General features: G+C 70.3%; 20 protein-coding genes. 6 read left to right on the top strand and 14 right to left on the bottom strand.

Annotated elements, in window-relative coordinates; genetic code table 11:
* The first annotated feature begins 129 nt into the window (after nucleotides 1-129).
* Complete coding sequence (gene cbbR / locus AC3A5Z_RS16200; RefSeq protein ID WP_487520361.1) at nucleotides 130-1,074, top strand: LysR family regulator CbbR; 945 nt, start codon at nucleotides 130-132, stop codon at nucleotides 1,072-1,074.
* Here the strand turns inward: cbbR and AC3A5Z_RS16195 are convergent.
* The 13 genes from AC3A5Z_RS16195 to AC3A5Z_RS16135 form a co-directional block, all read right to left on the bottom strand.
* Entirely contained in the window at nucleotides 1,035-2,711 is a 1,677-nt protein-coding gene (locus tag AC3A5Z_RS16195) for a hydantoinase B/oxoprolinase family protein (RefSeq protein WP_487520360.1), read from the bottom strand. The genes cbbR and AC3A5Z_RS16195 overlap by 40 nt on opposite strands.
* Nucleotides 2,704-4,728 carry a hydantoinase/oxoprolinase family protein gene (locus tag AC3A5Z_RS16190; protein WP_487520359.1) on the bottom strand — a complete coding sequence of 675 codons (2,025 nt, stop codon included), beginning with the start codon at nucleotides 4,726-4,728 and terminating at the stop codon, nucleotides 2,704-2,706. The genes AC3A5Z_RS16195 and AC3A5Z_RS16190 overlap by 8 nt, the downstream gene beginning before the upstream one ends.
* Complete coding sequence (locus AC3A5Z_RS16185; protein ID WP_487520358.1) at nucleotides 4,729-5,424, bottom strand: ABC transporter ATP-binding protein; 696 nt, start codon at nucleotides 5,422-5,424, stop codon at nucleotides 4,729-4,731.
* Nucleotides 5,425-6,123 (bottom strand): ABC transporter ATP-binding protein, encoded by a 699-nt coding sequence (locus AC3A5Z_RS16180; protein ID WP_487520584.1) that lies wholly within the window; start codon nucleotides 6,121-6,123, stop codon nucleotides 5,425-5,427. It abuts the gene before it with no gap.
* A complete protein-coding gene (locus AC3A5Z_RS16175) occupies nucleotides 6,120-7,046 on the bottom strand; it encodes a branched-chain amino acid ABC transporter permease (protein WP_487520357.1) in 927 nt (308 codons plus the stop codon). The genes AC3A5Z_RS16180 and AC3A5Z_RS16175 overlap by 4 nt, the downstream gene beginning before the upstream one ends.
* Nucleotides 7,043-7,921 carry a branched-chain amino acid ABC transporter permease gene (locus tag AC3A5Z_RS16170; protein WP_487520356.1) on the bottom strand — a complete coding sequence of 293 codons (879 nt, stop codon included), beginning with the start codon at nucleotides 7,919-7,921 and terminating at the stop codon, nucleotides 7,043-7,045. Before AC3A5Z_RS16170 ends, AC3A5Z_RS16175 begins: the two co-directional genes overlap by 4 nt.
* 34 nt (nucleotides 7,922-7,955) lie before the next feature.
* Nucleotides 7,956-9,248, bottom strand: a complete 1,293-nt coding sequence (locus tag AC3A5Z_RS16165) for an ABC transporter substrate-binding protein (protein WP_487520355.1) — start codon at nucleotides 9,246-9,248, stop codon at nucleotides 7,956-7,958.
* Nucleotides 9,249-9,351: 103 nt separating this feature from the next.
* On the bottom strand, nucleotides 9,352-10,677 hold the full coding sequence (locus tag AC3A5Z_RS16160; protein WP_487520354.1) for a hypothetical protein: 1,326 nt from the start codon (nucleotides 10,675-10,677) through the stop codon (nucleotides 9,352-9,354).
* Nucleotides 10,678-10,688: 11 nt separating this feature from the next.
* A complete protein-coding gene (locus AC3A5Z_RS16155) occupies nucleotides 10,689-11,270 on the bottom strand; it encodes an amino acid synthesis family protein (protein WP_487520353.1) in 582 nt (193 codons plus the stop codon).
* The gene (locus AC3A5Z_RS16150; protein WP_487520352.1) at nucleotides 11,263-12,150 is read right to left on the bottom strand and encodes a UPF0280 family protein; all 888 of its coding nucleotides are present in this window, start codon (nucleotides 12,148-12,150) and stop codon (nucleotides 11,263-11,265) included. The genes AC3A5Z_RS16155 and AC3A5Z_RS16150 overlap by 8 nt, the downstream gene beginning before the upstream one ends.
* Entirely contained in the window at nucleotides 12,147-13,577 is a 1,431-nt protein-coding gene (locus AC3A5Z_RS16145) for a 6-hydroxynicotinate reductase (RefSeq protein WP_487520351.1), read from the bottom strand. The genes AC3A5Z_RS16150 and AC3A5Z_RS16145 overlap by 4 nt, the downstream gene beginning before the upstream one ends.
* On the bottom strand, nucleotides 13,574-16,285 hold the full coding sequence (locus tag AC3A5Z_RS16140) for a molybdopterin-dependent oxidoreductase (RefSeq protein WP_487520350.1): 2,712 nt from the start codon (nucleotides 16,283-16,285) through the stop codon (nucleotides 13,574-13,576). The genes AC3A5Z_RS16145 and AC3A5Z_RS16140 overlap by 4 nt, the downstream gene beginning before the upstream one ends.
* On the bottom strand, nucleotides 16,282-17,109 hold the full coding sequence (locus AC3A5Z_RS16135) for an FAD binding domain-containing protein (RefSeq protein WP_487520349.1): 828 nt from the start codon (nucleotides 17,107-17,109) through the stop codon (nucleotides 16,282-16,284). Before AC3A5Z_RS16135 ends, AC3A5Z_RS16140 begins: the two co-directional genes overlap by 4 nt.
* 30 nt (nucleotides 17,110-17,139) lie before the next feature.
* Here AC3A5Z_RS16135 and AC3A5Z_RS16130 point away from each other — a divergent pair, with 30 nt between their 5' ends.
* Nucleotides 17,140-17,640, top strand: a complete 501-nt coding sequence (locus AC3A5Z_RS16130; protein ID WP_487520348.1) for a MarR family winged helix-turn-helix transcriptional regulator — start codon at nucleotides 17,140-17,142, stop codon at nucleotides 17,638-17,640.
* Nucleotides 17,641-17,643: 3 nt separating this feature from the next.
* Here AC3A5Z_RS16130 and AC3A5Z_RS16125 read toward each other — a convergent pair whose 3' ends face one another.
* On the bottom strand, nucleotides 17,644-18,699 hold the full coding sequence (locus AC3A5Z_RS16125) for a tyrosine-type recombinase/integrase (protein ID WP_487520347.1): 1,056 nt from the start codon (nucleotides 18,697-18,699) through the stop codon (nucleotides 17,644-17,646).
* Nucleotides 18,700-18,934: 235 nt separating this feature from the next.
* On the opposite strand from AC3A5Z_RS16125, the gene AC3A5Z_RS16120 reads away from it, so the two are divergent.
* From AC3A5Z_RS16120 to AC3A5Z_RS16105, 4 genes are all read left to right on the top strand, one after another.
* The gene (locus AC3A5Z_RS16120; RefSeq protein WP_487520346.1) at nucleotides 18,935-20,923 is read left to right on the top strand and encodes a hypothetical protein; all 1,989 of its coding nucleotides are present in this window, start codon (nucleotides 18,935-18,937) and stop codon (nucleotides 20,921-20,923) included.
* Between the two features lie 4 nt (nucleotides 20,924-20,927).
* On the top strand, nucleotides 20,928-22,721 hold the full coding sequence (locus tag AC3A5Z_RS16115) for an ABC transporter ATP-binding protein (protein WP_487520345.1): 1,794 nt from the start codon (nucleotides 20,928-20,930) through the stop codon (nucleotides 22,719-22,721).
* A gap of 73 nt (nucleotides 22,722-22,794) precedes the next feature.
* Nucleotides 22,795-23,592, top strand: a complete 798-nt coding sequence (locus AC3A5Z_RS16110) for a DUF72 domain-containing protein (protein WP_487520344.1) — start codon at nucleotides 22,795-22,797, stop codon at nucleotides 23,590-23,592.
* 170 nt (nucleotides 23,593-23,762) lie between these two features.
* A complete protein-coding gene (locus AC3A5Z_RS16105) occupies nucleotides 23,763-24,770 on the top strand; it encodes an ABC transporter substrate-binding protein (protein WP_487520343.1) in 1,008 nt (335 codons plus the stop codon).
* Nucleotides 24,771-24,803 lie beyond the last annotated feature (33 nt).

Here is a 24,803-nt window from a genome sequence, read left to right as displayed (position 1 = left end):
GACGGCTTGGGTCGGCAGAGCCGCAGGTTTGGACAACACGGTAAACTCCCACGTTCGATGGGACGACCCTTGCCAAAACCGGCGTTCCATGGAATTTAATAAGACTGAACTTTGCTTCAGGAAAACTGAATGATCCGGCTGGATGCCCTCACTTTGAAGCAATTGCGCGCGCTGGCAGCGGTGGCCGAGCGTGGTTCGTTGACCGCCGCAGCCGAGAAAATCGGCCTGACGCCGCCGGCAATCCACAACCAGATCAAGAACTTGGAAGAGGTCTTCGCCCTCCCCCTGCTCAACCGGGGCCCCGAGAGCACCGCCTTCACCCTGACCCCGGCGGGCGAGGCGGTGCTGGAGGCGGCGCAGCGGATCGATGTCATTCTGTCGCAGGCTTCATACCAAGTGATGGCGGTCAGCGAGGGCCGTTCCGGGCAGGTGACGCTGGGCGTCGTCTCCACCGGGCGCTATTTCGCCCCGCTCCTCGTGCGCAGGCTGCAGGAGCTCTGCCCCGAGATTCGCGTGGCGCTCCGCGTGCGCAACCGCGAGCAGATCGTCGAGGACCTGCAGCGCCATGTCGTCGATCTGGCCATCATGGGCCGCCCCCCCCGCGTGCCCGAGGTCGCCTCGGTGGCGCTGGGCCCGCATCCGCACGGTCTGGTGGCGCGGCCCGACCACCCTCTGGCCGGGCGCGAGGTGCCGGTGCCGGACCTTCTCACCCAGACCTTCCTCGCCCGCGAGGAGGGTTCCGGCACCCGGCTTCTCATGTCGCGCTACCTCGACCGGCTGGGCGACGGGCAGGTGATCGACCTCGTGGAGATGGACTCGAACGAGACCATCAAGCAGGCGGTGATCGCCGGGCTCGGCATCGCCTTCCTGTCGCTGCACACCGTGATGGACGAGCTGCGCTTCGGCCAACTGGTGCAGCTCTCCGCCCCCGGCCTGCCGATCGAGCGGCACTGGTTCCTCGTGCATCCGGTCGATGCCCGGCTGCGCCCCGCTGCTCTGCGCCTGCAGGAGGCGATCGTCGGGCTGAAGGGCAGCTATCTGCCGAACAGCCGCGCCGCCTCCTCCGCCGAATAGCGCCCAAGCCGCACATCCTCGTCCACCAGCGCCGGATCGCGCCTCGCGGGGTCGCAATAGCCGCCCCCGCCGGGCGTGCGCACCCGCACCCGGTCACCGGGTTGCATCAGGATGTCCTGCGCCTTCGACAGATGCTCCGGCACCATCACCACGCCGCTCCGCGTCACCTCCACCCGGTTCACCGCGCCGTCCTGCCCGCCCAGCGCGCCCTGCGGCCCGCTCCGCCCGTGATCCATCACGAAGCTCGCCCGTGCCTGCCCACGCAACAGTTCGATCTCGTAGTCCAGCCCGAAGCCGCCGCGATGCTCTCCGGCTCCGCCGGAGCCTTCGTGCAGCGCGTAGCGGCGGTAGAGCACGGGATAGGTCTGCTCCATGATCTCCACCGGCGGCGCCTTCGAGATGCCGATGGTCGAGCAGCCGTTCGACAGCCCGTCCTCCCGGGCATTGCCGCCATAGCCGCCCCCCGAAATCTGATACATCACGTAGTCCCGGCACTTTTCCGGGTCATGCCCGCCCAGCCCGAAGTTGCCGCTGGTCCCGGCGGGCGAGGCCGTCACCCGATCGGGGATCGCCTGCACCAGCGCGGCGAAGACCGCCTCGGCGATCCGCTGGCTGACTTCGGCGGCACAGCCCGAGACCGGGCGGGGATAATGCGCGTCCAGAAACGTGCCCTCGATCCCCGTCACCTCCAGCGGCGCGAAGGCCCCGGCCGAGATCGGCACATCGGGGAAGATGTGCCGCATCGCCAGATAGACCGAGGACAGCGTCGTGGCGCGGACCGAGTTCATCGGCCCGGCGCAGGGCAGAGACGAGCCGGTGAAATCGAAGGTCAGCCGCCCGCCTTCGCGCGTCACCGTCAGCGCGATGGTCAAGGGCTCGTTCACCACCCCGTCGCTGTCGATCATCGCCGTCGCGCGATAGCTGCCCTCCGGGATCAGCCCGATGTTCGCCCGCATCTGCCGCGCCGCAAGGCTGCGCATCTCGGCGATCGCCTCGGCCACCGTGGCGTCGCCGTAGCGGTCCATGAGCGCCGCCAGCCGCTCCGCCCCCACCAGAAGCGCCGAGGCTTGGGCCTGCACGTCGCCGATCCGCTGCTCCGACACCCGGATGTTGCTGCAGATCACCTGCCATAGCTCCGGGTCCATGACCCCGCGCTTGAACAGCTTCACCGGCGGCAGCCGCAACCCCTCCTGCTCGGCACTGGTCGCCGAGGCGGAAAAGCCCCCCGGCACCGCACCGCCCGTGTCGGGCCAGTGCCCGGTGTTGGACAGCCAGCAGAAGATCCTGCCGTTCCGATAGAAGGGCAGGGCAAAGCGCACATCCATCAGGTGCGTGCCGCCGAGATAGGGGTCGTTGACGATATAGATGTCGCCCGGCTCCGGTGGCAGGGTCAGCCCCGCTGCGATCCGCTCGACGATGTGGCGGGTGGAGAACTGCATCGTGCCGACGAAGACCGGCAGCCCGCGCGCCCCTTGCGCGATCAGCGCGCCGTCCTCGGCGGCATAGATTCCGTCGGAGCGGTCGTCGGCCTCGGCGATCACCGGCGAGAAGGCGGCGCGCGAGAAGGTCAGGTCCATCTCGTCGCAGACCTGCTGCAGCCCCGCCTGAATGACCGCCAGCGTCACCGGATCAAGCATCGTGACCTCCGATCAGGATGACGAGATTGCCCTCGGCATCGCCCGTCACCCGGTCGCCGGGCTCGACCACGATGGTCGTGTCCATCTGCTCGATGATCGCCGGGCCCACGATCTGCGGGTCGAGCGGCAGGTGGTCGCGCCAGTAGACCGGCGTCTCGCGCCAGCCGCCGAACCAGACCGGGCGGCTGCTGGCAGGCTCCGCCACGGCCCGCCGCCCCTCCGGGTCGATCAGCCGCGACAGGTCGATCTCAGGTCGCCGCCCGATCACCGAGACGTTGAGGTTCACCAGATTGGCGCGGATCGTCGGCAGATCGACGCGGAAGCGCGCGTGGTAGGCGCGCTCGAACAGCTCTTGCAGCGCCTCGCGGGTGGGGGTGGCGCTGGGCAGCGTCACCCGCAGCAGATGGGTCTGGCCGACGAACTGCATGTCGGCAGAGTATTCCGCCCGCACCTCGGTCAGGCTCAGCGTCTCGGCACCGATCAGCGCCCGGCCCTGCGCCTCCTGGGCGGCGATGATGCCCTGCACCTCGGCCATGTCGGCCTGATCCAGCGGGCGGTTCAGCGTGCGCACGAAGTCGTGCCGCAGATCGGCCACCACGCAGCCGAGCGCATTGGTGATCCCCGGTCGCGCCGGCACCAGCACCTTCGGGATCGCCAACTCGCGCGCCAGAGCCGCGGCATGCAGCGGCCCCGCGCCGCCGAAGGCGAACAGCGCGAAGTCGCGCGGGTCGGCGCCCATCGAGATCGACACCATGCGGATCGCCCCTGCCATATGGGTGTTGGCGATGCGGATCACCGCCTCCGCCGCCGCCTCCGGCCCAAGGCCCAGAGGCGCGCCGATCTCCTCGGCGAAGGCCGCCCGCACCCGGTCCCGCTCCGCCCCGAACCGCTCGGGCGAGAGCCGCCCCAGCAACAGGTTCGCATCCGAGATCGTCGGCCGCGTCCCGCCACGCCCGTAGCAGATCGGCCCCGGCACCGATCCCGCGCTTTCCGGCCCGACCCGCAGCATCCCCCCGGCATCGACCCGCGCCAGCGACCCGCCGCCCGCGCCCACGGTGCGCACATCGACCATCGGCACATGGATCGGCATGGCATATTCCAGCTCGATCTCGTTCGACACCGGCGCCCGCGCGTCGCGGATCAGCGCCACATCGGTCGAGGTCCCGCCCATGTCATAGGTGACGAGGTTCGGCATCCCCGCCCGCCGCCCGGTGTAGACGGCGGCCATCACCCCCGAGGCCGGGCCCGACATCACCGTCTTCACCGCCTCCTGCGCTACCATCCCGGCCGACACCATCCCGCCATTGCCGTTCATCACCAGAAGATCACGCCGATAACCCCGCGTCGCCAGCTCCCCGGCCAGCCGCGCGACATACCGCTCCAGGAGCGGCTGGACCGAAGCGTTGACCGCCGCTGTCACCCCCCGCTCGAACTCGCGGCTCTCCGACAGAAGGGCATGGCCCATGGTTACATAGGGCGTCGGCCAGACCTCGGCGGCGATCTCGGCCGCACGGCGCTCATGCGCCGGATTGGCGTAGCTGTGCAGGAAATGCAGCACGAGCGACTCGCAGCCCGCGGCGATCAGCCGGTCCAGCGCCGCGCGCAGGGCCCCTTCGTCCAGCGGCGTCAGCACCCGGCCCCGCGCATCCATCCGCTCCGGCACCTCGAGCCGCAGGTCGCGCGGGATCACCGGCACGAAGCGCCCGGTCATCCCATAGGGGTTGGGCCGCGTCCGCCGCCCCAGTTCCAGCACGTCGCGGAAGCCTTCGGTGGTGATCATCCCGGTCCGGCACAGCGCCCGTTCCAGCACCGCGTTCGTGGTCGTCGTCGTGCCATGCACGATCAGATCGACCTCGGGCAGCGATGCCCCCGCCGCCTCCAGCGCCGCCAGCACGCCGAAGGCCTGATTGTCGAGCGTGGTCGGCACCTTGGCCAGCCGCACCGCCCCCGTGCCGGTGTCGAAGATCACCAGATCGGTGAAGGTTCCGCCGACATCGACGCCTGCGACCAACCCCATTCAGATCCCCACATAGTGCCGGAACTGCGGCGCATCCGCCGCCAGCCCCGCTGCTGCCACAACCTCGGCCACCGCGCCGTTCTCGACGAAGGCGACGCGGTCGGCCATGCTCAGCACCGCCTCCACCCGCTGCTCGACCAGCACCGTCGCCACTCCCGTCGCCTTCAGCGCCGTCACCGTCTGGCGGATCAGTGCGATCATCGAGGGTTGCAGCCCCTCGGTCGGCTCATCGAGCAGCAGCACCTGCGGTTCGAGGCAGAGCGCGCGGGCGATGGCCAGCATCTGCTGCTCGCCACCCGACAGCGTGGCCGAGACCTGCCCCAGCCGCTCGCGCAGCCGGGGAAACAGCCCCAGCACCCGCTCCCGTGTCGAGGCCCCCTTGCCACGGGTCATCAGCCCGATCTCGAGGTTCTCGGCCACCGTCATCGGCCCGAACAGCCGTCGCCCCTGCGGCACATAGCCGATGCCCTGCCGCGGCACCCGGTGGGGCGGCAGCCCGTCGATCCGCGCCCCGTCCAGCGTGATGTTGCCAGCTGTCAACTTCACCTGCCCCATGATGGCGCGCAGCATCGTCGTCTTGCCCGCCCCGTTGCGCCCCATGACGCAGAGCACCTCGCCCGGCGAAGCCTCCAGGCTCAGCCCCCGCAGCACCTGCACGTTGCCATAGCCCGCGTCGATCCCGTCCAGCCGCAGCATTCAACCCCCCAGATAGGCGGTCTGCACCGCCTCGTTGGCGCGGATCTGCGCGGGAGAGCCGGAGGCCAGAACCTCGCCGAAGTTCAGCACGGTGATCCGGTCGGCCAGATCCATCACCACATCCATGTTGTGCTCGATCAGGAGCACCGTCGTCTCGGGCACGACCGAGCGGACCAGTGCCTTGAAGGTGTCGATCTCGGCATTGGCCAGCCCCTGCGTCGGCTCGTCGAGGATCAGAAGCCGGGGCGAGAGCGCAAGCCCCATGGCGATCTCCAGCAGCCGCTGGTGACCGTAGGCCAGCGCTCCGGCCTCCTGCTCGGCCCGCCCGGCGAGCCCGACACGCTCCAGCGCCGCCAGCGTCTCGCGCCCAAGGTCGGCGGTGCCCCGCTGCTTCACGGCCAGCGCGAGGTTGTCGTGGACGCTGAGCCGGGGGTAGATCGAGGTGATCTGGAAGGTATAGGCGATGCCGCGCCGGACCCGCCGATGCGCGGGCAGGCGGGTGATGTCGTCTCCGGCAAAGCGGATCGTCCCGGCCTCGACCGGGATGCGCCCGGAGAGGAGGCCGACGAAGGTGGTCTTGCCCGCCCCGTTCGGCCCGATCAGCGCGTGGATTTCACCCTGCGCCAGATCGAAATCGACCGCATGGATCGCCCGCAGCCCGCCGAAATGCCGCGTCAGCCCGCGCGCCTCGAGGATCATGGCAGCCATCTCGCCCCCCGCTCGCGGATCGTGCCAAGGATGCCTTTCGGAGCGAAGAGCACCAGAACCAGCAGCGCCACGCCGACGACGAGGTTCGAGGCATCGGTGACCGAACTGCTCAGGTCGATCAGGTAGAACATCAGGAGCGCGCCGACGAACGGGCCGAGCACCGTGCCGGCCCCACCCAGCAGCACCCAGAGCAGCGGCAGGATCGAATACTGGATCGCGGCGAAGCTGGCGCCGACATAGCCGAACATCAGCGCATAGGCCGCCCCCGCCGTGCCGGAATAGAGGCCGGAGAGGGTGAGGGCGATCAGCTTGGTGCGGAACGGGTCGTAGCCGAGCATCCGGCTGCGCTCCTCGTTCTCGCGCATCGCCACCATGACCCGCCCGAAGCCCGAGCGCACCAGCGCGAGATTGGCCAGCAGTGCCACGCCAAAGATCACCAGCGCCGTCAGATAGCGCGGCCCATCGGCGGAAAGATCGAGCCCCGCCAGCATCCGCGCCTCGCGGGCCAGCACGAAGCCCTCGTCGCCGCCGGTGACAGGCCCGTAATAGAGGATGGTCAGATAGCCGGCCTGCGCGAACATCAGCGTGACGATCATGAAGGCGACGCCCGCCGTCCGCAGCGCCAGAAGCCCGACGGCCAGCGCCATCGCCCCCCCGGCCAGCATGCCCAGCGGCAGGGCCAGCAGCGCCGGCGCACCCTGCACCGCAAGGCCCGTGGCATACATCCCCGCCGCGAAGAACAGCGCGTGGCCGAGCGACAGAAGCCCGGTGTAGCCGAAGGCGATGTTGTAGCCCATGGCATAGACCGCCAGCACCATGACCCGCGCCACATTGGTGTAGTGGTAGGGCGGCAGCACGAATTGCACCGCCAGAAGCGCCGCGATCAGCGCCAGATGCAGGGCGAGCGCCTTCATGCCTTGGCTCCGAACAGGCCCTGCGGGCGGAAGACCAGCACGAGGGCCACGAAGAGCGTGGCGAGGATCTTGGCCAGCGTCGGCGCGTAGAAGACCGAGATCACCCCGTCGCTGAGCCCGATCAGCAGCGCCGCCACCAGCGTGCCGCGCAGGCTGCCCAGACCGCCGATGATGACCACGATGAAGGAGAGGAGCAGCGGGTCGCCCCCCATCAGGTAATGCGCCTGCTGGATCGGCACGATCAGCACCGCCGCGATGGCCGCCAGCCCCGCTCCCATGGCGAAGACCCCGGCATAGACCCGGTCCACGTCAATGCCGAAGGCCTGCGCCGTCGGCCGATCGATCTGGGTCGCGCGCATCACCAGCCCGATCCGGCTGCGCGTCATGATGAGCCACACGGCCAGCAGCACCAGCCCCGCCGCCGCCACGACGAAGAGCTTGTAGCCGGAATAGCCGAACCACGGCAGCTGCAGCCGCAGCTCGAAGGGCGCGGGCACCGGGCGGGCATCGGGGCCGTAGAGGCTGAGCGCCGCCTGCTGCAGGATGTAGAGCAGGCCGATGGTGGCGACGATGGTCGCCTCGGGGTCGTAGTTCAGCCGCTTCAGCACCAGCCGGTCGGCCAGCGCCGCAATTGCCGCCACGGCCAGCGGCGCCAGCAGCAGCGCCGCGACGAAGCCGAGCCAGGGCGGCCCCGGCATAGAGGAGGTGACGAACCACGCCGCCACCGCGCCCAGCATGAAGAATTCGCCATGCGCCACGTTGACCACGCGCATCACGCCGAAGACCAGCGACAGCCCGACGGCGGTGAGGGCGAGCACCGCCGCCATCACCAGCCCTTCCATCAGGGCAAGAAGGAGAAAAGGTCCGAAATCCAATGGGTTCCGCGAGGGCCGGAGCCCCCTGCCTTTCTCAGAACGACTGGGTGGTGTAATCCACCATGTCGTCGTACATGCCGTCCTCGAGGCTCGTGGTATGGACGCGGATCAGCTTGCCACCCTCGACCCGGCTGATGAACTGATGGCCGAAGACCTGATGCGTCTTGCCGTTGAAGCGCTTGTCGCCCTGCGGATGCTCGGTGCCCGCGCTCATCGTGGTCATCGCCTCGATCGCCTCGACCAGCTTCTGCCGGTCGGCGGTCGACTGATAGCCCGCCGCCTCCATCCCGGCCTTCAGGATGAACAGCGTCTCCCAGCAGGAGAACATGTGGCTGTAGGTCGAGATGTCCTTGGGGTCGGCGACCGAGGCGCCGTTGGCGTCGACGCCCACCGCGGCGCGATAGGCGATCTCGGCCTCGGTCGCGTCGGGCTGCTGGGTGCGGCACTGGCCTTCCCAGAAATGCGTGCCCTCGAGGAACTCGAGACCCGGGCTGGCAAGATCGACCGCCTCGAGCGAGTCGATGAAGCCGAAGATCTGCGGCTTCTCGCCCGAGCCGTAGAACTCGCCCAGCTCCTTGACGAAAGTCAGCACCGCCGGGCCGACCATGACGTGATAGAGCACCTCGGTCTCGGCCGGGATGCGCGGGAAGTAGCGGGTGAAGCTGGTCTCGGTCGGCGGGATCGCCAGTTGCGCGATCACCTCGCCGCCCTGCGCCTCGACAGCCGCGGTGAAGAAGTCGCGGTGGTCATGGCCGAAGGCGTAGTCGGGAAAGACCATCGTCACCTTCTTGCCCAGCGTCTGCGTGACCCAGGGCGCCATCGCGGTGACCTGCGCCCGCACATCGGTGATGCCCGGCTGCAGCGTCCAGCGGTTCAGCATGCCCGAGGCGACGTGGAAGCCTTCTGAGCAGACCAGATAGGGCACCTTCAGCTCGCCCGCACGGGGGGCGGAGCCGATCACAACATGGCTGAACAGCGGGCCGAAGATCGCGTCGCAGCCATGCTGGCTCGCCAGCTTCTCCACCACTTCCGAGCCGCGTTTCGGGTCGGTGCCGTCATCCTCGAAGATCACCTCGACCGGGCGGCCGTTGATCCCGCCCGCCTCGTTAAGCACCTTCAGCGCGGCCTGCGTCGTGCGCTCGTACCAGCGCCCGTAGGCCGCGCCGATGCCGGTGCGGTGCAGCTGGAACCCGAGCTTGATCGGCGCCGAGGATTGCGCCTGCAGGAAGCCGGGAAAGCCGCCGACCGCCAGCGCGCCGCTGGCCGCCGTCAGCCCCCTGAGAACCGAGCGCCGCGACGGGGTGGTGCCAATCAGATGGGATTTCATGCGCATGTCTCCGCTGTTGGACGATGGCATTCGGCTTTCGGCGCCGATGCCTTGGGACGAACTCTGTCGGGCCGGGGGGCCAAAGTCGATGGATTTTCCATGCTCATGCCCCCGTCGGTGAAGAAAGCAGCCAGAGACCGAGCAGCGTATAGCCGACCATCAGCGCGGTGACCGGAAGATGGGCGATCCGTTGCACCGATCCCGCCAGTCTGAGCCCGAGGATCACCGCCAGAAGATGCGCGCCGAGGATCGCCGCGAACTGCGCGTTCCAGATCAGGGTCATGCTGGCGGCATCGGTCATGAAGCCGAAGGAGACGTAGAAGGCCGAGAGCCCCAGGAGCGCATCGCCGCGGAAGAACGGATCGTTCAGCGCGGCGAGGGTGAACTGGCCCGAGGTCAGCAGCGTCACGAGGTAATGCGCCCCGTGATAGCCCGCTGCGATGGCGAGAAAGCTGAGCATCACCGGACCATGGTTGGTGCCGCCGAGCCTGCGCCCCAGCGCCAGTGCGCCGAGGATCGTTGCCGCCGTCAGCGCCCATGTCGCGAGAAGCCCCAGCGTGTTGATCCCCATGACGGCGGAGCGGCCGGGAAACTCCAGCGGGTTGACCCCGATCAGCCCCATCCACCAGAAGGTCTCGCGCAGCCCGTCGAAGGTCAGCACCGCCAGCGCAAGCGTGACGAAGGCCGTGGCCGAGGGGGCGAGGGGCGGCATGGCCAGAACCTGCGTGCCGGGGAACCCCGCCATCAGATCGGCCCGCCGCCCGCTGACCTGCAACCAGAAGGGCGCGATCTTCGCGACGAAGCCGAAGTAGACGGTCAGGAACTCGCCCTGTTCCAGCCAGTCCTCGCCCTCGGCCACCGCCAGCGCGAAGATGACGAGCCAGTAGACCAGCGCCACCCCGGCCAGCACCGCCGGATCGTCGGGCGAGAGCGAGACGATCTGGAACCAGCCGAAGCCGAGGTATCCCGCCACCGCCGGAAGATGCCCGAGGCGGGACAGGCCGATGCCGCCCTGCCGGCCCAAGAGCGTGCGGGTGATCCGGACCGGGGCTGTCCACGGGTTGATCGGGCGCCAGAGATTGCCGAAGAGCATCGAGGCCAAGGGCAGGGCGACCCAGATCACCGTCCAGAACACCAGCGTCATCAGATTGTGCATCGGATCGCGGCTGCCGAAGAAGCCGATCAGAAGGAGGGCGAGGAAGCCGAGGAAGGACACGTAGCTCGTCACCGTGACCGGCAGCAGCACCCGCCGCGTCCAGATCCGGTGGTCGCGCATCTCCGGCAGGGCCTTGGCGCTGCCCAGAAGCGCGGTCAGCGCCACGGTCGCGGCGGCGCCGGCCATGTAGTAGCCGGTCGGCAGGGTCATCACGATGGAGGGCGGCAGGGCGCAGGCGAGGGCGGTGCCCGGCAGCAACAGGGCTGTTGCCACCAGCCCCCGCATCAGCGCAGCCCGTCCTCGCCCTTGACCTGCCAGACCTCCAGCCCGCCCATCCGGCTGTGCACCCGCCCGCCCTTGGCCATGGCCAGCACGAAGACGATCTCGTCGGGGCGCGGCCCGTCCGCCACGGTGACGGTGATCGCGTCGAAGTGGCTGCGGACATAGGCCGCGTTGATATGGCCCAAGGGCACATCCAGCGCGCCGCCGAGCCCCGCCACCTTCATCGCCGAGGGCACGATGGCCCGGCTTTCGCCCAGCCGCTCGCGCATCGCGTAGCCGCCCGGCACATGCCAGAGCGCACCATGCTCGATCTCGCCCGCGGCGCCGACCAGCGCGCCCTTGCCATAGCCGTCGATCCCCTCGCGCCCGCCGAGTGCCGCGATCAGCTTGTCGGTCATCGCCAGCCCCAGCGGCTTGAGGTCTTCCATTGCGGGCTGCAGATCGGCGGCATGGCTGCCGGCGAAGGGGTTCCTCACCACCGCGAGGATCGCGCCGCGCAGCTTCGGCGTGATGCCGGGCGGGCCGCCGTCGTGGTGGATCTCTTCCAGATGGATCGACATCTTCCGCAGGGTGAACTCAGGCAAGGCAGGGCTCCGGTATCTGGGCCGACAGGGCAGCGTGGCCGAGGGTTCGCCCCTCACGTTGCAGGAAAAGCGCGGCCCCTGCAATCAGCCCGCGCCGGTGCAGGGCGATTGCGACCGATTGCCCGCGGTCGAGGGCCTGCGCCACCTCCGCGGCGCTCAGCGCCCCGACGCCGGTCGTGACCCGACGATTGCCGAGATCGCTGTCGCTCTGGATCTCGCAGGCGGGGCGGCGCAGGATGGCGGGGTGGCCGGGCAGGTCCACCGCATTGCCGATGATGGTGGCTGCGGCATCGGCCTCGGCGGCGGTGCGGGCCAGCACTGTAACCGCATCGGCGATGCCGAGGGAAAAGCTGCGCCCGCGCCAGCCCGAGGTGGCGATGCCCCGTACCGGGTCGGCATGGCGCAGCATCAGCCGGTCGGGCGGGAAAGAGTTTTGAAAAACTCCTGCAAAATCCTTCGAAGGCGCTTGCCCGCGCGCGATGGCGGCGATCAGGCTCTGTCCCGGCGTGAGATGCAGCGCGATGTCGCCGCCGTTGTTCACATGTGCCTTGAGGATCTCCGGCCCGGCCAGCGCCGCCAGCACCGCATCCGCCACCGCCCCGGCCACCGCCGCCATCGGGGTGATGAAGCCTGCGCGGTAGGGGGTGACGGCTTCGGCCATCCTGCGGGCGACAGGGCCCTGCAAGGGCAAGGCCTCGGGCGAGCGCAGGGCGGGAAGTTCCGCCACCAGCTCCTCCAACAGCCCGTCGAAGCGGCGGATCGCGCGGCGGAAGCCGTGCCGCACCGCCTCCGGGGCGCCGTCAGCGCCGAGGATCAGGTCGATCGGGCCGTGCTGCAGATGCAGCCTGCCGTCCGGCAGCAGGGCGGCGACGGCGGTCATCGCCGCTCCTCCGGCCAAGGCTCCAGCCGGGCGGCGGTGGCATATTCGCCGCCTTCGGCCAGCATGCCTTCCAGCGAACGGATCGCGGCCTCGTGCCCGCCCATCGCCAGATAGGCGGCGCGGGGCAGGGTGAATTCCAGCGGGGCCACCAGCGCGGGGGTGGGGACGGACCCGAAGGCGCCCGCGGGCAGCCGCGTCACATCGACCATGAAGGTGATCCCGCCCCCCGGCCAGATGAAGCACTCGGCCCCGCCCGCGGTCAGCCGCGTCTCGCCCGCCTGTACCGAGCGGGTCAGCCGCACCGGGTTGCGCGCGACCCCCGCCCTGAGCGAGCCGCCCGCCCCGCCGACGAAGAGCACCGTGCAAAGCGAGGGTTCACAATTCTCGGCGATCAGCCCCACCGTCGCCTGCAGTGCCTCGGGCAAGGGATACCGCACCGGCTGCAGGGCCTCGTCCAGCACGAAATAGCCGTGATCCTCGCCGGTGGTGGAGACCATCAGCAGCGTCAGCCCCGGCCTTGCGCCCTTCTTCGGGTTCCACGGCCCGAGGATCTCCAGCGGGTCGGTCAGCCGCGTGCCACCCCAGCCGAGCCCCGGCTCCGACACGCGGAAATAGCGGCCCGGCGTCGAGCGGTGGCCGAGGATGCGGATGCCGGTCTCGGCCCAGCCCAGCACCTTGCCCGCCTGATGCTCCGACACGACGCCGGTGATGTGGTCGTCGACCACCACCACCTCGTCCACCAGCCCCTGCCATTGCACCGCGAACATGCCGATCGTGGCCGAGCCGCAGCCGACGCGCATCCGCCTTTCGCGCGTGCCATCGACCACCGGGGCCTGTCCGGCCTGCACCAGCACCCTCGAGCCGCCGTCGATGGCAAGCTCCACCGCTTCGCTGTTGCAGAGCGCCAGCAGCGCGGCGCAGGTCGCCCGGCCCTCGGCTTTCGAGCCGCCGGTGAGGTGCTGCACCCCGCCGAGCGACAGCATCTGGCTTCCGTATTCCGCGGTGGTGACATGGCCGACGGCCTCGCCCGCCGCGCGCACCACCGCGCCTTCCGGCCCCAGATGCCGGTCGGTGTCGATCTTCACCTTGACGCCGCAATAGGAAAAGATCGCCTCGGTGACCACGGTCACCACATCGGCGTCCCCGACCTGAGAGGCGACGATGAAGGGGGCGGGCTTGTAGTCGGGGTAGGTGGTGCCCGCGCCGATGCCGGTGACGAAGCTGTCGGCAGGGTGGATCATCTCGCCGTCCCATTCGGGAAGCGCGAATGGAATGACCTTGCCGCCCTCTTCCAGCGTCCGGCTGAGCAGCACCACCGGGTCACTGCGCAGGATGCGCCCGTCGACATTGCCGTAGCGGTCGCAGGCGCCGGTCTGGCCGGGGGCGATGTAGCACATGACCGGGCAGGCATCGCAGCGGATCTTCATCGCCGGACCTCGCGGATCGCGGCCAGCACGCGGTGCGGCAGGGCGGGCAGGGTGGTGATCTCGGCGCCGCAGGCATTGCGGATGGCATTGAGGATCGCCGGGGCAGTGGGGATCAGCACATGCTCGCCCAGCCCCTTGGCGCCCATCGGGCCCTCCGGGTCGGGCACCTCGATCAGGATCGAGGTGATGGGCGGCACATCCCCGATGGTCGGGATCAGGTAGTCGTGCAGGTTCTCGGTGCGGCCCGGGATGTATTCCTCCATCAGCGCCAGCCCGATGCCTTGGGCGATGCCGCCTTCGATCTGGCCCTCGGCCAGCTGCGGGTTGATCACCCGGCCCAGATCATGCGCGGCGGTGATGTGCAGCAGCTTCACCGTGCCGAGCGCGGTGTCGACGGCCAGCTCCACCAGCTGCGCGCCGTAGCCGTAGACCGCATAGGGCGTGCCCTGCCCGTTTTCGTCGAGCGGGGTGGTCGGCGGGTCGTAGGTCTCCTCTGCCGCAAGCACATGGCCACGCGCGTCGGCGGGCAGCGCCGCAAGGTCGATCTGACGGGTGGCGCCTCCTTCGCTGACAGTCAGCGTGGCGCCGTCCAGCGCCAGCCGCGCGCCGTCGCCCAGATTGGCCAGCCGCAGGATCGCCGCCCTGAGCGCGCGCCCCGACGCCTGAGCCGCGCGGCCGCTGACGAAGGTCTGGCGCGAGGCCGAGGTCTTGCCGGCATCGGGGGTGAGGCAGGTATCGCCGCCGATGAGGCTGAAGGCCGCGACCGGCAGCCCAAGCGCATCGGCGGCGATCTGTGGGATCACGGTATTGGCGCCCTGCCCGATATCGGTCGCGCCCTGATGCAGCACCAGGGTGCCGTCGGGGCGAAGCCCGATGCGGATGGTCGAGGGGTTGGGCAGCGAGGTGTTGCCGCAGCCATACCAGCAGGAGGCGATGCCCACGCCGCGCCGCACCGGACCCGGCACGGCATTGGCCTCGGCGGCCTCGGCCAGCGCCCGCGCCCATGGCGCGCGCAGCGCCTCCAGACACTCCCGGATCCCGGCGGCCTGCAGCACCTGACCCGTCGCGGTCGCATCGCCGGTTCCGAGCGCATTGCGCAGACGGAACTCCAGCCGGTCTTGGCCGCAGGCCTCGGCCAGCCGGTCGAAGAGCGTCTCCTGCAGGATTGCCGCCTGCGGCACGCCGAAGCCGCGGAAGGCGCCCGAGACCGGGCCGTTGGTATGAACCGCCCGCGCCGTCGTCGCGACATGCGGGATCAGGTAGGGCCCGGTCGCATGCACCGGAACGCGGTTGGCGACGGTCGGGCCCCAGCTGGCATAGGCGCCGGTGTCGAAGAGCCCGTCGAAGTGCATCGCCGTCAGCCGGCCCTCGGCATCGCAGCCGATCCGCGCCTGCATCCGCGCCGGATGCCGTTTCGTGGTCGAGGCCATCGACTCGGCGCGGGAATAGACCATGCGCGCCGGGCGCCCGGTCTTCAGCACGGCGAGCCCGAGCAGTGGCTGCAGGCTGAGGTCCAGCTTGGAGCCGAAGCCGCCGCCCACCGCCGAGGGGATGATCCGCACCCGCTCCTTCGGCAGCGCCAGAAGCTGCGCGCAGTCGTCGCGGTCCATCACCGGCGCCTGGGTGCAGGCGCGGATCACCAGCGTCTCGCCCTCGAGCCAGGCGGCGCCGGCCTCCGGCTCGATATAGGCGTGTTCCACGAAGGCGGTCTGCACCGCCCCCTCCACCACATGCGCCGCGCCCGCCAGCGCCGCCTCTGCATCGCCGCGCCGCACCCGGCCCTCGATCAGCCGGTTGCCGGGACGGTCGGGGTGCAGCTGCGGGGCGCCTGTGGCCTCTGCCGCTTCGGGATCGAGAAGGGGCGGCAGCGGGTGCCACTCCACGGGGAAGTCGGTGAGGTGCTGCGGGCGGTCGTCATCCTCGAAGGCGACCAGCGCCACCGCCTCGCCGCGGAACCGGGCCTCATGCGCGGCCAGGGCCGGCTGATCGGCGAAGGGCGGGATCACGCCGAAGCGGTTCGGCCCCGGAATGTCGGCGGCGGTCAGCACCGCCACCACATTGCCGCGCGCCCGCGCCCAAGCCCCGGTATCGCCCAGGGTGAAGCCCGCGCGGTGGTGCGGCGCGCGCAGCGCCCGAAGCATCAGCCCGCCCCTCTGCCAGTGATCCGCGCCGAAGCAATCGCCCGCCACCTTCGCCGCCCCGTCGAGCCGCGCCAGCCGCGCGCCCACCGCTGCGCCTGCGTCGGGCAGCGGCGCGGGCGGGGCTTTGCTGGTGTCGCAGACGGCGGCGAGGATCTTGCGGTAGCCGGTGCAGCGGCAGAGCACGCCGCCCAGCGCCGCCTCGGCCTGCGCTTCGGTCGGGGCGGGCACGGTGCGCAACAGCGCGACCGCCGCCAGCATCATCCCCGGGGTGCAGATGCCGCATTGCGCCGCGCCATGCCGCAGGAAGCTGGCGCGCAGCCGGTCGAGCAGCGGGTCCTGCGCCTCCACCGTCAGCACCGCGCGGCCCTCGACCCGGCCTGCCGGGGTGAGGCAGGCGCAGACCGCCTCGCCGTCGAGCAGGACGGTGCAGGCCCCGCAATCGCCGGCGTCGCAGCCGACCTTGGTGCCGGTGAGCCCGGCGGTTTCGCGCAGGACGTCCGACAGGCGGCGGGAGGGATCGGCCTCCAGCCTCACCGCGCGGCCGTTCAGGGTGAAGCCGAGGCTCATGCGATCTGTCCGATGGCGCGGCGCAGCAGCTCCGCCGCCGCCTCGGCCCGGTAGGCCGCGCTGGCGCGCAGATCGTCCAGCGGCGACAGCGCCGCGGCCACGCCGTCATTCGTGATGCATGAATGGCAGGCGGCCATCGGCAGGCCGATCAGCGCCGCTTCCAGCTGCGGCAGCCGCCGCGCCGTGGCGCTGCAGGCGCCCACCGCAAGCGCGGCCTGCTGTACCCGGCCTTCCTCCAGCACCAGCCGCACCGCCACCATGGCGATGGAGATGACCAGATAGGCCCGCGCCCCGAGCTTGAGGAAGGCCGAGCGCCCGGTCAGCGCCCCGGCAGGCAGATGCACCGCCACCAGAACCTCGTCCGGCGCCAGCGCCGTCCGGCGCGGCCCGAGGAGGAAGTCGCCCAGCGGCAGGCGGCGGGTGCCGTGCCGCGCGGCAAGCTCCACCTCGGCCTCCAGCACCAGCAGGGGCGGCACGCCATCGGCAGCGGGCGAGGCGTTGCAGAGATTGCCGCCGATGGTCCCGGCGCGCTGGATCTGCCGCCCGCCGACCTCTGCCGCGGCGGCCTGCAGCGCGTGGCAGGCGGGCGGCAGGTCGGCAGCGACGATCTCGGCCCAGGTGGTGCAGGCGCCGATCCGCAGCCCCTCGGGCGAGAGGCGGAGGCCGCGCAGGTCGGGCAGGCTGGCGATGTCGAGCACGGGGCGGGAAAGGCGCTGGCCGGGCTCTGCCGGATAGAGGTCGGTGCCGCCAGCCAGAACCAGCCTGCCCTCGCCCAGCAGGGCCAAGGCGTCGGGCAGGGTGGCGGGCCGGGCGTAGGGCGTCATGGCGGACCTGCGGGCGGGCGGATTGTTTGTATGCAAACACTCTGCGGCCAGCCCGGGCAGGCTGTCAACTTTCTTGCGCGGCGCGATGCGCGCGGCTATCCCGGAAGGGTGGAACATTCGCCCGCCCCCTATGTGCTGGATGACCAGATCGGCTATGTGCTGCGCCGGGTGACGCAGCGGCATCTGGCGATCTTTTCCGACGCGATCCCCGAGGTGACGACGACCCAGTTCGCCGTCCTCGCACGGCTGAGCGAGCTCGGCCCCCTGTCGCAGAACCATCTCGGCCGCGCGACGGCGATGGACGGCGCGACGGTGAAGGGCGTGGTCGATCGGCTGGTGCGGCAGGGCTACGTGACCACCAGCGCCGACCCCGCCGACCGCCGCCGCCTGAGCGTGGCGCTGACCGAGACGGGTGCTGTGCTGCTGGATCGCCGCCGCAGCGTGGCGCTGCAGGTTTCCGACCGGACGCTGGCGCCGCTCGATGCCGCGGAACGGGCCGCGCTCATGGCTCTGCTTGCGCGGCTCACCTGAGGCTCAGCCCATCAGGTCGGTCGTCGGATTCTCGGTAATCTCGACATCGTCGTAATAGCGCTGGGCCTGCGCCACCGAGCGGTGCAGCGAGAGCCGCATTGCCGCCTGGATCGGCGCGCCCTGCAGTGCCGCCTGGGTCAGGAAGCCCGAGCGCAGCCCATGCGGGCTGGCATGATCGGCGGGCAGCCCGGCCAGCGAAAGCCGGTGTGTCAGGATGGTGCGGATCGCGTCGGGGGCCATGCGCCGGGGCAGCGCGCGGCCGGATTTCGAGATCGGGCGGAACAGTGGCCCGGCGTCGGCGCCGACCGCCAGAAGCCAGCCCATCAGCGCCCGGGCGGGCCGCCCCTTCAGCACCAGCTTGGGCGCCGCGCCCTTCGCCGTGGTCTTGGTCTCGATCAGCCGGACCCAGAGCAGGCCCTTGGTGGCGAAATCCTCGCGGCCGATGTCCTCGATCCTGAGGCTGGTCAGTTCCGACCGGCGCCGCCCGCCGCTGGCGAAGCCGAGGCTGAGGATCGCCCGGTCGCGCAAGCCGCGCAGGCTGTTGTCGCAGGTGGCGAGCAGGGTTTCCAAGAGCGGCAGCGTGATCGGGCGGGCCGACTTCGGCTTGCGCGGTCGGGCAGCGGCGCGGCGGGCCTTGGCCCGTGCCTGCCGCACCAGCGGCGCCTCGAAGGGTGAGACGAGGTTGCGCATCCGGTGGAAGGCGAGCCAGCTGGCGATGCGCCGGTCGAGTGTCGCCGGGGCCGGGCAGGCGAGATCGCGGCGCAGGCCCAAGGCGATGAGCTGTTCGGCGGCGCGGCGGGCGGTGTCCTCGGGCGGGGCATCGGACAGGTCGCGGGCGTGGTCGATGACGAAACGCAGCGCCGCTGCCTCGGTCTCGGGCCAGAGCAGCGGCTGGCCGAAGGCGGCCTCCTTCCACGCCGTGATGTAGAGCAGGTCGCGCTCGTAGGCGCGCAGCGTGTTGGCCGGGGTGCCCCGGATATAGAGATCGGTCAGCGCGGCCTCGTCCTGCTGCGACAGCGCGAGGGCGGGTCTGCCGGTGAAGGGGGCGGGAAGGGCCATGCGACGAGTCTAGCGAAGGCGCGCGGGGCTGCGCAAGCGGCGATGGTGCCGGGCGGGAAAGCGGCAGGCGCTGCGGAAGCGGTGGATTTGCCCGAGAGCCTGTGCCAGCATGACTGCATCCCCGGCCACATTTGGCGGCACCCGCGGGGAGAGTTTTGCTTCGCCCGTTTCAGCCCCGGAGATTGCCCTTGCCGATGACATCCGCGCCTGTCCCGCCGCCCCCGGGGGCCATCTGATGATCGAGGGGGTGCCCAGAGGCGGGACGCGGGCTTCGCTGGGCCGGTTCAGGGGATACGGGCTGCGCCAGAAGGCGCGGCGGGGGCTGGACGACTGGCAGACTGCGCTGGCGGCGACACGACGGCGCGCAGCGCCCTTGCGCAGGTTGTCGGAGAGCGGCGCGCGATGGCTTGGGCGGCGGCATCCGGGTCTCGCGCTGCCGCTGGCACGGCTGGCGCGGTGGTGGGCGCCGGGGCGTCTGGCGCCTGCGCAGGCGGTGGCGCTCATGACGGCGCGAGCGCGGGGCTGGGAGGCCGCCGCTCCGCTGTTCGATGCGGTGGAGGGGCAGGGGCCCTCGGCCACGGCGCTGCTGGCGCCGGCACGGCTTGGCCCGGCGGTCGATCTGGCCGTGCCGGTGTCGGATCGCAGCCCGACGCTCGACCCGGAAATCGCGCGGAAGATCGTGGTCTACACCGCCCGTTTCGGTGCCGCGCCGCAACTGCCGCCGCTGTTCGGCATGCCCGAAGGCCTGCGCTTTCTGTGCTTCACCGATGCGGAGATCGCGCAGCAGGGCTGGGAGGTGGTGCCGACCGCTCCTTCGCCCGAGGCTGCCGCACGCCACAGGATCTCGGCGGCGGAGGTGCTGGCCCCGGTCGCGCCGGAGGCCGAGTGGTCGCTCTATCTCGATCCCGACCGCATTGTCGTCGGCAACCTGCACACGCTTTTCACCCGCTGGCTTCTGCCGCAGCGCTTCGCGCTCTGGCGGCACGAGGGGCTGGGGCCGGAGGAGATGGCGGAGCGGGCGCTGCTGGAAGGCGCGCCGGCAGATGCCGTGCTGGCGCAGCGGGCGGCGGCGGGGGCTGAGGCGCTGCCGCAGGACGGGGCGAGCTGCGATACCGGGGTGATCTGGCGCCGCCATGGCGACCCGGAGGTGGCCGAGACGATGCGGCGCTGGCTGGCGCTGGAGGCCGAGGCGCCGGGGGCGGCGGATCTGTCGTTCTACCGCCTGCAGCACGGCGGGTCGCCGCTGCGCCCCGCCGTGCTGCCCGCCGCCCTCGGCCCCGCGCGCGACAATGCCTTCACCGCGCGCAGCCTGCGCCAGACGCCCACGCCCCGCCCCGCGCCGCTGATCGGCGGGGCAAAAGTGCCGATCACCTTCCTTTATGCCGAACGCTATCACCATGCGGGCATCACCCTGATGCGCGGGCGCCAGCTGAGCCAGATGATCGCGGCGCGGTTCGGAGACCGTTACGACGTGCGCTGCACCTCGGATGTCGAGGCGCAGCGCGACCGGGTGGTGATCGTCAACCGCGGTGCGATCCAGTGGCACCGGCCTGCCGTGCTGCGACGCCTGCGGGCGCGCAACATCGCCATGGTCAGCGACTGGCAGGACATGTTCGACCTGCCCAAGGCCCGGCTCTTCGATGCGAGCATGACGCTCTCGCTGGGTCAGACGGTGGATCTGAACCGGATGCTGCCCGAGGTGCCCTCCTTCCTCGTGAGCCATCACATCAACCCGCATGTGCCGCGCTGCCAGCCGCCGATGGACCGGCTGCGCACCGGCTATTACGGCGCGCCCTTCAACACCCATCTGCCCGACACGCTGCGCGACAAGGTGGAGGTGGTGGAGGTGATCAACGCGGGCTTCACCGAGGCCGACTGGCAGACCCATGCACCACGGTTCAACTGCCACTGGATCGTGCGCAAGCTGGGGCCGGAGGCGTGGAAGCCCTTCCTCAAGGCCTTCGTCGCCGCCCGCTGCGGCGCGGTGGTGCTGGTGACACGTGACGACATGAACGCGGCGCATTATCTGGGCGACGACTACCCGTTCTACGCCGAAAGCAGCGATCCCGCGGAGCTGGAGCGGGCCTGGACCCATCTGGCGGCGAGGTTCGGCGGGGCGGAGTGGCACAAGGCGCAGGCGATCATGCGGCAGGTCGAGGCGCGCTGTTCGGATGAACAGGTCTGCGCCGAGTTCAAGGCGATGATCGACGCCCTGACCGGGTGACGGCATGATCGGCATCTATCGCCAGATCCTTGCGCTTCTCGACCGGCGCGAGCGGCGGCAGTTCTTCTGGCTGATCGGCCTCACCGTGCTGATGGGCCTCTTCGACATGCTGGGCGTCGCCTCGATCCTGCCGTTTCTGGCGCTGGTCTCCAATCCCGGCGCCATCGACAGCAACCCGCTCCTCGCCACGCTCTACGCCGCCTCGGGGCTGGAGACGGTGCAGGGCTTCATGATCCTGCTCGGCGTCGCGGTCTTCCTCTTCGTGCTCTGCACCACCTGTTTCCGCGCCTTCACCTTCTATGCGCTGACCGCCTTCTCGCAGATGCGCACCCTGACGCTGGCCAGCCGTCTGCTGGAGCGTTACCTCGGCCAGCCCTATGTCTGGTTCCTCGGACGCCGCAGCGCCGATCTGGGCAAGAGCGTGCTGTCCGAGGTGGCGCAGGTGGTGAACGGGCCGCTGAGCGCGGCGATGCGGCTGATCGCCAGCAGCGTGATGATCGCCTGTCTGGTCGGCTTCATGTTGCTGCTGCAACCCTATGCCGCGCTGGGGGCGGCGCTGCTGTTCGGCGGCAGCTACGGGCTGATCTTCGTGATCGCGCGGGCGCGGCTCGGCCGGATGGGCGAGGAACGGGTGGTGGCCAACCGCGAGAAGCACCGGATCGTGGCCGAGGCGATGGGCGGGATCAAGACGGTGAAGCTGATGGGGCTGGAGCGCAGCTATATCGCGCAGTTTCAGGCCCCGGCGGCCGAACTGGCGCGCAGTCAGGCGGCGCTGGCGATCATCAGCGAACTGCCCCGGCACCTGCTGGAGGTGATCGCCTTCGGCGGGATGATCCTCTTCGTGCTCTGGCTGCTGGCGACGCAGGGCTCGATGGCCGAAGTGGTGCCGATCCTCGGGGTCTATGCGCTGGCGGCGGCGCGGATCTTTCCGACGATCCAGCAGCTCTTTGCCGCGCTCTCGGCCCTGCGCTATGGCGCGGCCTCGCTGGACGAGTTGCACGCCGAACTGCTGGCGCCGGTGACCGGCGATCTGGGCGGGGTGCGGGGCCCGGCGCTGCGGCTGCGGCAGGCGCTGGTGCTGGAAGACGTGGGCTTCGGCTTTCCAGGTGCTGCGCAGCCTGCGCTGAACGGGCTGAGCCTGACCATCCCGGCGCGGACCACGGTGGGGATCGTTGGCGCGACCGGGGCGGGCAAGACCACGGCGGTCGATCTGATCCTCGGGCTGCTGGCACCGCAGTCGGGGGTCCTGCGGGTGGACGGGCAGGCGATCGGGCCGGAAAACCTGCGGTCCTGGCAGGCCTCGGTCGGCTATGTGCCGCAGGAGATCTATCTGGTCGATGACAGCGTGGCGGCGAACATCGCCTTCGGCTGTCCCGCAGCCGAGATCGACCGCGGCGCGGTGATCGAGGCCGCCAGGGTGGCCGATCTGCACGGCTTCGTCACCCGAGAGCTGCCGGAGGGCTATGATACGCTGGTGGGCGAGCGGGGCACGCGGCTGTCGGGCGGGCAGCGCCAGCGCATCGGCATCGCCCGGGCGATCTACCGCGACCCCGATCTTCTGGTCTTTGACGAGGCGACGAGCGCGCTCGACAACCTGACCGAGCGGGCGGTGATGCAGGCGCTGGCCAGGCTCGGCCACAGCAAGACCATCGTGCTGATCGCGCATCGGCTGACCACGGTCCGCGCCTGCGACGTGATCTTCCTGATGGAGGCGGGGCGGGTGGTCGCCTCGGGCAGCTATGCCGAGCTGCTGGAGCAGAGCCCGGCCTTCCGCGCCCTGCATTTCGCTGCGGGCTGACGGCGGATTTCCGCAGGCTCCGGGTCGACAAGCGCGGGAGGCGGCCCATCTTTGCGGGACGGCAGGAGGTGGCATGGCAAAGACGGGAAAGATCCGCATCGGCATCGGCGGCTGGGTGTTCGAGCCTTGGCGCGACAACTTCTATCCCAAGGGCCTGCCGCAGAAACGCGAGCTGGAATATGCCAGCCGCCAGCTGTCCAGCATCGAGATCAACGGCACCTATTACGGCTCGCAGAAGCCCGAAAGCTTCGCCCGCTGGCATGACGAGACGCCCGACAGCTTCGTCTTCTCGCTGAAGGCGCCGCGCTTTGCCACCAATCGCAAGAAGCTGGCGGAAAGCGCCGCGTCGGTGGAGCGGTTCTTCACCAGCGGCGTGATGGAGCTGCGCGAGAAGCTCGGCCCGGTGAACTGGCAGTTCCTGCCGACCAAGCAGTTCGACCCCGAGGATTTCGCCGCCTTCCTCGCTCTGCTGCCCGCCTCGCACGAGGGGCGCAGGCTGCGGCATGTGGTGGAAGTGCGGCACGAGAGCTTCCGCGACCCTGCCTTCGTCGAGCTGGCGCGCAAGCACAATGTCGCCATCGCGCTGTCCGGCGACTCGGAACATCCGCTGATCGCCGACCCCACCGCGGATTTCGTCTATGCCCGGATCATGGGCACGTCAGAGGACGAGCCGCTAGGCTATGCCAAGCCGCCTCTGGATCGCTGGGCGCAGCGGGCGAAGGACTGGGTGGCGGGAAAGGCCGGCGAGGGGCTGGAGCCGATCGGCCCGCCGGCGCCGGAGAAGCCGCGCGACGTGTTCCTCTATGTCATCAGCGGCTTCAAGCCGCGCAATCCGCAGGCGGCGCTGGCGCTGATCGACCGGCTGGAGTGAGGCATTTCCGGGCAGCTGCCCATAAATCGCCTCGGGCTTAGGCAGTTGTCGACAGAATGCCGGTTTTCAGGGCATAGTTGCACCGGCGCTGCCCGAAGCCCGCCGCGCGGCTTGCAACCGCCCCGGTGCCGCGCAGGGTCGGAGACGATCTTAGTTCTGGGGAGATATCCATGTTCCGTCCGTCCCTCGCCGCCTTCGCCGCGGCGTTCAGCCTTGCGGCAGCGGCCCATGCCGAAACCGCCATGCCCTTCGCGCTCGACTGGAAGTTCGAGGGTCCGGCGGCGCCCTATGTGGTGGCCGTGGACAAGGGCTATTTCACCGCCGAAGGCCTGTCGGTCGAAGTCTCCGAGGGCGCGGGCTCGCTCGACGCGATCCCGAAGGTGGCCACGGGGGCCTTTCCCGTGGGCTTCGCCGACATCAACAGCCTGATGAAATTCCTCGACCAGAACCCCGGCGCGCCGGTGACGGCGGTGATGATGATCTACGACAAGCCGCCTTTCGCGGTGGTCGGGCGCAAGTCGCTCGGCATCGAGGCGCCCGCCGATCTCGCCGGCAAGAAGCTGGGCGCGCCGCCGCCCGATGGCGCCTGGGCGCAGTTCCCGATCTTCGCCGAGGCGAACGGCCTCGACATGGCGAGCATCACGGTGGAGCCGGTGGGCTTCCCGACCCGCGAGCCGATGCTGGCCGAGGGCCAGGTCGATGCCGTCACCGGCTTCTCCTTCACCTCGACGCTGAACGTCATCCGTCTGGGCGTGGAGGCCGAGGATGTCTCGGTGCTGCTGATGGCCGATCACGGCGTGGCGCTCTATGGCAATGCGGTGATCGTGAACACCGATTTCGCCAAGGCGAACACGGAGGCGGTGACGGGCTTCCTCCGCGCCGTGGCCAAGGGCTGGAAGGACAGCATCTCCGACCCGGAGGCGGCGATCGAGACGCTGATGTCGCGCAACCCGGCGGCGGATGCGGCGCTGGAGCGGCAGCGGCTGCAGATGTCGATCGACGACAACGTGCTGACCGACTGGGTGAAGCAGAACGGGCTGGGCGGGATCGACGAGGCGCGGATGGCCAAGGCGATCGAGCAGACGAAGTCGGTCTACACCTTCGTCAACGCGCCGGATGCCAAGCTCTACTTCGACCCGAGCTATCTGCCGACCGACGGCAGCCTGACGATGAACTGACCGGAGGGGGCGCCCGCGCGGCGCCCTCTCCCG

The organism is Cereibacter sp. Soil_C_27, from assembly GCF_057657095.1.
Note: the sequence above shows the minus strand (reverse complement) of the source record. Positions and strands in the feature narration are given on the sequence as shown.

Bases quoted from the DNA above. Each gene is read 5' to 3' on its own strand.
- AC3A5Z_RS16195 (WP_487520360.1), bottom strand. From the start codon at position 2,711: ATGCTTGATCCGGTGACGCTGGCGGTCATTCAGGCGGGGCTGCAGCAG.
- AC3A5Z_RS16180 (WP_487520584.1), bottom strand. From the start codon at position 6,123: ATGATCCTCGAGGCGCGCGGGCTGACGCGGCATTTCGGCGGGCTGCGG.
- AC3A5Z_RS16185 (WP_487520358.1), bottom strand. From the start codon at position 5,424: ATGCTGCGGCTGGACGGGATCGACGCGGGCTATGGCAACGTGCAGGTG.
- AC3A5Z_RS16130 (WP_487520348.1), top strand. From the start codon at position 17,140: ATGCAAACACTCTGCGGCCAGCCCGGGCAGGCTGTCAACTTTCTTGCG.
- AC3A5Z_RS16125 (WP_487520347.1), bottom strand. From the start codon at position 18,699: ATGGCCCTTCCCGCCCCCTTCACCGGCAGACCCGCCCTCGCGCTGTCG.
- AC3A5Z_RS16120 (WP_487520346.1), top strand. From the start codon at position 18,935: ATGATCGAGGGGGTGCCCAGAGGCGGGACGCGGGCTTCGCTGGGCCGG.
- AC3A5Z_RS16190 (WP_487520359.1), bottom strand. From the start codon at position 4,728: ATGGGGTTGGTCGCAGGCGTCGATGTCGGCGGAACCTTCACCGATCTG.
- AC3A5Z_RS16150 (WP_487520352.1), bottom strand. From the start codon at position 12,150: ATGACCGCCGTCGCCGCCCTGCTGCCGGACGGCAGGCTGCATCTGCAG.
- AC3A5Z_RS16105 (WP_487520343.1), top strand. From the start codon at position 23,763: ATGTTCCGTCCGTCCCTCGCCGCCTTCGCCGCGGCGTTCAGCCTTGCG.
- cbbR (WP_487520361.1), top strand. From the start codon at position 130: ATGATCCGGCTGGATGCCCTCACTTTGAAGCAATTGCGCGCGCTGGCA.
- AC3A5Z_RS16115 (WP_487520345.1), top strand. From the start codon at position 20,928: ATGATCGGCATCTATCGCCAGATCCTTGCGCTTCTCGACCGGCGCGAG.
- AC3A5Z_RS16110 (WP_487520344.1), top strand. From the start codon at position 22,795: ATGGCAAAGACGGGAAAGATCCGCATCGGCATCGGCGGCTGGGTGTTC.
- AC3A5Z_RS16140 (WP_487520350.1), bottom strand. From the start codon at position 16,285: ATGAGCCTCGGCTTCACCCTGAACGGCCGCGCGGTGAGGCTGGAGGCC.
- AC3A5Z_RS16145 (WP_487520351.1), bottom strand. From the start codon at position 13,577: ATGAAGATCCGCTGCGATGCCTGCCCGGTCATGTGCTACATCGCCCCC.
- AC3A5Z_RS16165 (WP_487520355.1), bottom strand. From the start codon at position 9,248: ATGAAATCCCATCTGATTGGCACCACCCCGTCGCGGCGCTCGGTTCTC.
- AC3A5Z_RS16135 (WP_487520349.1), bottom strand. From the start codon at position 17,109: ATGACGCCCTACGCCCGGCCCGCCACCCTGCCCGACGCCTTGGCCCTG.
- AC3A5Z_RS16175 (WP_487520357.1), bottom strand. From the start codon at position 7,046: ATGAAGGCGCTCGCCCTGCATCTGGCGCTGATCGCGGCGCTTCTGGCG.